The organism is Tissierellales bacterium, assembly GCA_025210965.1.
Classification (GTDB): Bacteria; Bacillota; Clostridia; order Tissierellales; family JAOAQY01; genus JAOAQY01.
On record JAOAQY010000035.1, the window covers coordinates 1 to 8,104 of the forward strand.

The 8,104-nt window shown below is 31.7% G+C and carries 10 protein-coding genes; all 10 read right to left on the reverse strand.

The window, feature by feature from the left end:
- The coding region (locus N4A40_02600; protein MCT4660723.1) for an FAD-dependent oxidoreductase at positions 1-885 on the reverse strand (885 nt) is incomplete at its 3' end.
- A gap of 79 nt (positions 886-964) precedes the next feature.
- Positions 965-1,774, reverse strand: a complete 810-nt coding sequence (locus N4A40_02605) for a response regulator (protein MCT4660724.1) — start codon at positions 1,772-1,774, stop codon at positions 965-967.
- Positions 1,775-1,836: 62 nt separating this feature from the next.
- Positions 1,837-2,937, reverse strand: a complete 1,101-nt coding sequence (locus N4A40_02610) for a mechanosensitive ion channel family protein (protein MCT4660725.1) — start codon at positions 2,935-2,937, stop codon at positions 1,837-1,839.
- Positions 2,938-2,941: 4 nt separating this feature from the next.
- Entirely contained in the window at positions 2,942-3,862 is a 921-nt protein-coding gene (locus tag N4A40_02615) for a DMT family transporter (protein ID MCT4660726.1), read from the reverse strand.
- A gap of 69 nt (positions 3,863-3,931) precedes the next feature.
- On the reverse strand, positions 3,932-4,471 hold the full coding sequence (locus N4A40_02620) for a hypothetical protein (GenBank protein MCT4660727.1): 540 nt from the start codon (positions 4,469-4,471) through the stop codon (positions 3,932-3,934).
- 146 nt (positions 4,472-4,617) lie between these two features.
- Entirely contained in the window at positions 4,618-5,010 is a 393-nt protein-coding gene (gene rpsI / locus N4A40_02625) for a 30S ribosomal protein S9 (GenBank protein ID MCT4660728.1), read from the reverse strand.
- Positions 5,011-5,035: 25 nt separating this feature from the next.
- Complete coding sequence (rplM, locus tag N4A40_02630) at positions 5,036-5,464, reverse strand: 50S ribosomal protein L13 (GenBank protein ID MCT4660729.1); 429 nt, start codon at positions 5,462-5,464, stop codon at positions 5,036-5,038.
- Between the two features lie 154 nt (positions 5,465-5,618).
- The gene (gene truA / locus N4A40_02635; GenBank protein ID MCT4660730.1) at positions 5,619-6,395 is read right to left on the reverse strand and encodes a tRNA pseudouridine(38-40) synthase TruA; all 777 of its coding nucleotides are present in this window, start codon (positions 6,393-6,395) and stop codon (positions 5,619-5,621) included.
- Positions 6,396-6,407: 12 nt separating this feature from the next.
- Positions 6,408-7,205 (reverse strand): energy-coupling factor transporter transmembrane protein EcfT, encoded by a 798-nt coding sequence (locus N4A40_02640; GenBank protein ID MCT4660731.1) that lies wholly within the window; start codon positions 7,203-7,205, stop codon positions 6,408-6,410.
- A gap of 4 nt (positions 7,206-7,209) precedes the next feature.
- Positions 7,210-8,061 carry an energy-coupling factor transporter ATPase gene (locus N4A40_02645; GenBank protein MCT4660732.1) on the reverse strand — a complete coding sequence of 284 codons (852 nt, stop codon included), beginning with the start codon at positions 8,059-8,061 and terminating at the stop codon, positions 7,210-7,212.
- Positions 8,062-8,104 lie beyond the last annotated feature (43 nt).

An 8,104-nucleotide genomic window follows, 5' to 3' on the forward strand; every position in this document is an offset into this window, starting at 1 on the left:
ACTTATATAATCCTCAACTTCTATTGCATCTCCTATAGCATATATATATGGATCGCTCGTCATCATATGATCATCTACTACGATTCCCTTTCTTTCATTTACCTCAAGCCCTGCATCAATAGCTAATTTCGACTGTGGTCTAACTCCTATCGACAGCATAACCATATCTGCTTCTATTTCATCTCCATTTTGTAGCTCTACTCTAATGGATTTTCCTAAATCATGAAATGTCTTTACTCCATTTTGCAAAATCAATCTTATTCCATTCTCTCTTACATTATTTTGTACTATCTCAGCCATTTCAATATCTAGCGCTGCCATTATCTGATTTGCCATCTCTACTAAGGTTACATTTAATCCTCTATCTCTTAAATTTTCAGCAGTTTCTATTCCTATAAATCCTCCACCTATAACTATAGCATTTTGAGGCTTCTTTTCATCTATATAATTGTATATCGCATCTACATCCCTTATATTCCAAAGTGTAAATATTTTCTCTGAATCTATCCCCGGAATAGGAGGTCTTAATGGAATTGACCCCGGCGAAAGTATCAATTTGTCATAACTTTCTAAATACAATTCCCCTGTTTCTAATTTCTTTATTTCAATTTCCTTTTTCTCACGATCTATTCGCATAACTTCATTTAAAACTCTTACGTCAATATTAAATCTAGCCTTCATTGCTTCTGGAGTCTGAACTAATAGTGAATCCCTTGACTCAATAACGCCTCCAATATAATACGGAAGACCGCAATTTGCAAATGATATATGCTCTCCTTTTTCTAACATTATTATTTCACTTTTTTCATTTAGTCTCCTAAGTCTCGCCGCTGCACTTGCTCCACCAGCTACTCCGCCTATTATAACAATTTTCTCGTCTTTCATACCCATACCCCCTAACGGTTTTATTATGTTAATAATATACCTATTAGTTTTTATTGTCAATAAATTATTGACAATACTATTATCTAATCGACTTTTCAATTAAATTCTGTAGTATCTCCGATCTGTTTTTACCATTCTGTGGATATATTACCGATGTAAAATCTATGTTATATCCATGCATATTTTCATTTCCCTTTATGTAATCTTTATATGCACTTTTGAGTTTTTTTTCTAATATCAATATTCCTTCTGAATCACAAAATGGGAATATACCAATTAAACTATGAGCCCCATATTGGACTCCTAAATCTGTATCCCAAAACTCATCCATAAGTTTTTTAAATACCGGTTGGGCTATTTTATAGTAAGACCACTCATCAATATATTCTTTTTTTATATGGTTTAATTGTATCATAAGAAATCCTACTGGATATTTTCCTTTGCTCGCTTTAATCAATTCGCCTTGTACATACTTATTAAAATTGATATTAATACCAGTTTTAACTTTCTCTTTCTTCTCTGTTTTTTTATCTAACTTAAGTAGTACCTTTTCATCAAAGTATTCTTCGTTAAATGGCTTTAATATGAAATCATCTGCTCCTGCTTGTATAGTCTGAATTACAACTTGCTTCTTATTAGAACTGCTCATAGCTATAACAGGTATGTGCCAATCAGTCTCTGGAAATTCCTTAAAATAATCTAAATTATCATAATAAACATCTGACACTTCAAATAATATAAGTCCAATTTTTTCATATTCGGTTTTTAATACGCTAAAACTATCATCTAAATGAGAAAAACATTCTACTTCAAACCCCAATTCACTCAGATGATTTTGTATAAATTTTCTAATTTGAGGATTTCTATCAATCACTATGACCTTTCCCATACCAGCACCTCCTACTCTTCTTTTACCCACAGACAAAAAAAAATAGCGCAAAGCGCCATTTTTTATTTCGTATCAAGAGGAGTTTCAAAGTAAACACTCGTGCTCGGAAACGCCATAGACAAGCTTTCTTTCTCAACTATATCCATTATAGCTAAGTTTATCTCTTCTCTGACTTCCATGTATTTTTGATACTCAGAAGTCTTCGCAAAATACATTATAAGTATATCTAAACTACTATCATTAAAACCTTCAAATTTTACCAATATTGTATCTCTATCAATTTCATTAACTGTATTTAGATATTCTTCAATCTTCTCTATACAATTTTTCATCTGAGAACTACTTGTAGAATACGTTAAGCCTATTTTAAATCTTGCTCGTCTTATTCCTCTTTTGGAATAGTTTATTATCGCTTCTTTTGACATAATTGCATTTGGAACATAAATCAATTCTTTTTCAAAAGTCCTGATTCTAGTACTTCTAAAAGAAATGTCTTCAACTATGCCTTCTATTCCATTGCAATTTATCCAATCATCGATATCAAATGGTTTATCTAATAAAATTATTATTCCGCCCAAAAGATTTGATAAAGTATCCTGCGCTGCAAGCGCTATAGCAACTCCACCTATTCCAAGACCTGCAATAATTGTATCCATTGAATACCCAAACAATTCTGCTATAGCACTTGATGCTATAACTATAACTATAAATCTCAGTATTTTAACCACAAACGGCTCTAATATTTTGCTGGCTTGAATTTGAGCTACTCCAGTAATTTTGTCAAATAAAATTGAATTTTGTCCGATAACCCTATAAAAACCTGATGCTATTTCAATTATAATCATGGATTTTATAAGTTTAAGTATAAAGCTCTCACTTGCTTTGAATTCGGATATAGCCTGTGCCTCCTTTATATATGCCAAAGCTATATAGAATCCTATAAAAACAATAATTCTGCCAATTGGCACTTTAAAGTTTTCCCAAAATCTCTTTCCAGTAGTTGTCTTAGCTTTATCTAATCCTTTATATACCTGCGGATATATAATTCCATTAAATATTCTTCTTAGTATTAAAAATAATAAAATTATTATTGCTACAGTAAGCCACCCACTATAGTCTTCTCCAATATAACCCTCGAAAAAATTATTTATAATTTTAAACATTTCGCTACTCCCCTCTGTTTACAATTACAACTCCAGCACTAACAAAAAGCAAAGCTACTATTATCATTTTATTAAATGATTCTCCAGTTAGAAATACAAGTGACAGCAAACTGCCAAAAACAGGAATTAAAAATTTGTACATAGTAACATTGCCAGCTTTATTATATTTTAAAAGTGAATACCAAAGTCCAAATGCTGCTGCCGATAGAAACGATGCGTATATTAGTAGCAATGTCACTCCAGAACTAAATACAAGTCCCTCGTAACCTTTAGCACTAACTCCAATTATTAGTAAAATTGAAGATCCTATAAGCATTTGCCACGCAGTCAACACAAATGGCTTTATATCTTTTGACATTCTCTTTGCCATTATTGTTCCAACTGCACTTACTAAACCACTTATAAGCAAAAATCCTTCTCCCATAAAATTAAAATCCAATCCTCCAAAATCTCCATCTAAATTCATGACTAATATACCACAAAAACCTAATGTTAAACCAGCTATTTTTTTCCAACTAAGTGAATCATTATGATTGTAAAAATGAGCTAATATTATAACAAAAAATGTTCCACTAGATGCTAATATAGCACTCTTTACTCCAGTTGTATTTGCTATTCCTATATAGAAGAAAAAATACTGAAGTGTAGTCTGGACTATACCAAGTATCATTATATTTTTCTTATGCTTACCACTAATACTCAAACTTTGCTTTTGAATCATTTTTACAAATAATATAAGTAATATTGATGCCATAAAAAATCTTAACCCTGCAAAATATATTTTTCCAAATATATTTTCACTACCTAAATTCATCCAAATATAACTAGTTTTTAAAACAGGAAATGCACTTCCCCAAAGCAATGTGCAAAATACTCCTGTAATAAACACCCCTACTCTTGTACTAAACCACGAATTTTCTTTCATATACTTCTCTCCACTCCTACAAAAAATAAACAGGGTCTTCCCCTGTTTTTATATTTGTTAATAATTATATTATTTTTTTATTATAGTCAAATGATCATCATCATCTGGATGCAACAATTTAGCCATAATTATCACTCTGCCTACTTTTTCAACATCTATATCAACTAATGGATTATCGGAACCAAATTCAAGCTCCTTTCCAATCATGAATCTATTTATCAATTTAGTAACTTGTACAGAGTTTTTAAACGTCAACTCTGTTTCTATTATTTTATTATTGACTGTCCTATAAGATATTTTTTTAGCACCTTCAACATATATTCTAGAAACTTGATCATCTTTTAAAAGGTTCGTTATCGGACCATAATGAATAAGCTCATTTTCTAAATATTTATAAAGTGCAGTAAAAACTTTGTGTGATTCATCAGGAATAAAATTATCCTGCAAATATCGACCCATCTCTTTTTTTATAAATAAAACAGGATAGTATTTTCCATCATACAAATCTTTACTTTCTTCTTTTGCTCGTTTTTCTATGTAATTTAAACACCTCAAGTAAGTTACATAAAAGTCAACCTTTTCGCTAAGTTGTATTTTTGGCATACCCATAGAATCTCCCCCATGTCATTTTCTCCATTTTATCAAAAATTCATTAGTACTTTCAAGGCTTATATCCAATTTCATCATAATTTACTCAATGTTTTTGTACTTAAAAAAATAGAGTCTTGAATATATGTATCCAAGACTCTGTAAAATTATCTCTTTGAGAATTGTGGTGCACGACGTGCTTTTTTCAAACCGTATTTCTTTCTCTCCACCATTCTTGAATCACGAGTTAACATTCCTTCTTTTTTCAAGATAGGTCTTAATTCCTCGTCTACATTCAACAATGCACGAGCGATTCCGTGACGGATTGCTCCGGCTTGTCCTGTATATCCACCACCATGAACATTAACAAAAACATCATATTTACCTTCTGTATTTGTTATTGTTAAAGGCTCAAGTGCCTTAACTTTTAATGTTTCATAGTTGAAATATTCGTCTAAATCTCTTTTATTAATTACTACTTTACCAGAACCAGATACTAATCTAACTCTAGCTACAGATTTTTTTCTTCTACCAGTTCCACAAAATTGTACGTTAGCCATTACTCATCCTCCTCTGCTCAGAATATTATATTTCTAATAATTCAGGTTTTTGTGCTTCATGATTGTGCTCAGTTCCTCTGTATACTTTTAATTTAGTATACATTTTTCTACCTAAGCTGTTCTTTGGAAGCATTCCTTTAATAGCTAATTCCATAGCTTTTTCTGGTTTTTCTTCCATCAATCTTTTGTAAGGTATTTCTTTTAATCCACCAATGTGTCCTGTGTGGTATCTATAGTATTTCTGATCTAACTTCTTACCAGATAACTCTACCTTTTCTGCATTAATGATGATTACAAAATCTCCAGTATCAACGTGTGGAGTATAAGTTGGTTTATTCTTTCCTCTTAAAATCGAAGCAGCTTCACTTGCAATTCTACCTAATTTCTTACCTTCTGCATCTATGATATACCATTTTCTCTCGACTTCATGAGGCTTTGCCATAAATGTGCTCATTCATATTCCTCCTCTTTAAACAATTCTAACATATGATTTTATCGTAATGAAAATCCGGGGCTAGTGGCTTTCATCTTTTTTTCATACCTTGTAATTATAGTTGATAATGTGCTTACTGTCAAGGCTTTATCACCCTAAAATAAAAATAATTATTCTAATTTTCAAATGTATCGTAAAAAACCTTATTCAAGTACAATCCCCTAGCTGGAGCTGTATAGCCCAGTACCTCTCTATCTAAAGTTTCAAACGCTAAATCTATACATTCGATACTTTTTCTTCCCAATCCGATTTCTATTAGTGTACCCATTATTATTCGAACCATATTATATAAAAAACCATTTCCTCTAATATACATCGTATATTCATTGCCATACTTTTTCATTTCAATACTATGCACAATTCGCTCTGTAGTCTTCACACTACTTCCAGATGCCATAAAAGCTCCAAAATCATGTTTTCCCAAGAGTTTTTTTGTAGCTATAACCATTCTATCCAAATCCACGTCAGACGGCACATAAGCCGAATATCGATCTTTTAAAGGACTTCTTTGCTCTGAACAATAAAATCTGTAATAGTATTCTTTTCCCTTAGCACTATACCTTGCATGAAATCCTTCCTTTACCTCAGATGAATCATTTATGTAAATATCATCCGGCAATAAACTATTCAATGGATATTTCAATCTACTTCCTGGAATCGTAGATTCAATAGAGAATGTGGCTGTTTGATTTTTAGCATGTACTCCCTTATCCGTTCTTCCTGATCCATCTATTGTTATATTTTCGTTGAATAATCTATAAAGTGCTTTTTCGATTTCTCCCTGAACAGTCCTCAGAGAATCATCATTTTGTCTCTGCCAACCGTAAAATTCTGTTCCATCGTACTCTATTTGTATCTTATAATACTTTATCGGTTTCAATTCTTGTTCCACTTCCTCAATATATTAAATAACTTTATTTACTATTATAGCCACACAGTATAACGCCATAACCGCGCTCGCTATATAATCTTTCTTTTCAAAACTCAATTGCTTCATGCGTGTTCTACCTTCTCCACCATGATAACAGCGCGCTTCCATTGCCATAGCCAATTCATCTGCACGTCTGAAAGCACTTATGAACAGAGGTACTAATAATGGAATAAGGTTCTTTGCTCTTTTCATAAGGCCACCTGTTTCAAAATCAGCACCTCTAGCTTTTTGAGCTTTCATTATTTTATCTGTTTCTTCTAACAATGTAGGTATAAATCTAAGCGCAATAGTCATCATCATAGCCAATTCATGTGCTGGTACCCCTATTCGTTTCATAGGATTAAGCAGATGTTCTATCCCATCGGTCAAAGCAATTGGTGAAGTCGTCAATGTCAATAATGAAGTTCCCATTATAAGGAATATCAAACGAATTGCCATAAATCCTGCTTGATATAACCCTTCTTTTGTAATATTCAAAGGTCCTAATGATACTATAATTTCTCCTCTAGTCATAAAAACATTTATCAAAAAAGTAAATATAATTATAAATAATATTGGCTTTAATCCTTTAACTATAAACTTCACAGGTACCTTAGATGCCTTTATAACTCCAAATAACCCTAATCCTATAAATAAGTACGGTGTAAATGTATTTATTAAAAACAAACTTATTATAAATAAAAAAACAAATACAATTTTTGCTCTTGGATCAATTCTGTGAATTAGTGTATTACCTGGGTAATACTGCCCAATACTCATATTATTTAGCATACTCTTAACTCCTCAACTCGTCTATTATAATTTTCTTTGCTTCTTCTATGGTTATCGCACTATCATCTTTTATCTTCCCAAGTGACTTCAATTTAATCATTAATTTTTTTATTTGTGGAACCCCTAATCCTATTTTTTCAAGTTCTTCTGCTCTTTCAAAAATCTCTTTTGGTTTTCCTGACATGTAAACTTCTCCATGATACATTACTACAAGCCTGTTTACCAAGTTCGCCATATCTTCCATACTATGTGAAACAATTATTATAGTAAGTTTTTTCTTATCATATAATTCTTTTATCTGATTAAATATCTCATCTCTACCACGTGGATCTAGCCCTGCAGTTGGCTCATCTAATATCAATACACTAGGATTCATAGCCAAAACACCTGCGATAGCAACTCTTCTTTTTTGCCCACCACTTAATTCAAATGGTGACCTGTCTACCATAGTTTCATAGTCTAAACCAACAAGTTCCATAGATTCCCTAACTCTACTATTCACTTCATCTTCATTCAGTCCTAAATTTGTTGGTCCAAATGCTATATCCTTACCTATAGTTTCTTCAAACAGTTGATGTTCAGGATATTGAAATACTAAACCTATTTTCTTTCTTATATTTAAAAGTGTTTTCTTTTCTTTAAATAAATCTTCACCATCTACTAATATCGTTCCAGACGTAGGTTTAAGTAGTCCATTAAAGTGTTGTATCAATGTAGATTTTCCTGAGCCTGTATGCCCAATTAGGCCTACCAATTCAGAATCGCTTATTTCCAAATTAATATTTTTTAAAGCTTGTCTTTCAAAAGGTGTTCCTTCATTATATATAAAATTCAAATCATTTATTTCTATACTCATATCGCCTTCACCAATTCCTCTATTGTAAGTATTTCTGGATCAA

Coding starts and splice junctions, on each gene's coding strand:
- N4A40_02610 (MCT4660725.1), bottom strand. CDS start 2,937: ATGTTTAAAATTATAAATAATTTTTTCGAGGGTTATATTGGAGAAGAC.
- rpsI (MCT4660728.1), bottom strand. CDS start 5,010: ATGGCTAACGTACAATTTTGTGGAACTGGTAGAAGAAAAAAATCTGTA.
- rplM (MCT4660729.1), bottom strand. CDS start 5,464: ATGAGCACATTTATGGCAAAGCCTCATGAAGTCGAGAGAAAATGGTAT.
- N4A40_02645 (MCT4660732.1), bottom strand. CDS start 8,061: ATGAGTATAGAAATAAATGATTTGAATTTTATATATAATGAAGGAACA.
- N4A40_02605 (MCT4660724.1), bottom strand. CDS start 1,774: ATGGGAAAGGTCATAGTGATTGATAGAAATCCTCAAATTAGAAAATTT.
- N4A40_02620 (MCT4660727.1), bottom strand. CDS start 4,471: ATGGGTATGCCAAAAATACAACTTAGCGAAAAGGTTGACTTTTATGTA.
- N4A40_02640 (MCT4660731.1), bottom strand. CDS start 7,205: ATGCTAAATAATATGAGTATTGGGCAGTATTACCCAGGTAATACACTA.
- N4A40_02615 (MCT4660726.1), bottom strand. CDS start 3,862: ATGAAAGAAAATTCGTGGTTTAGTACAAGAGTAGGGGTGTTTATTACA.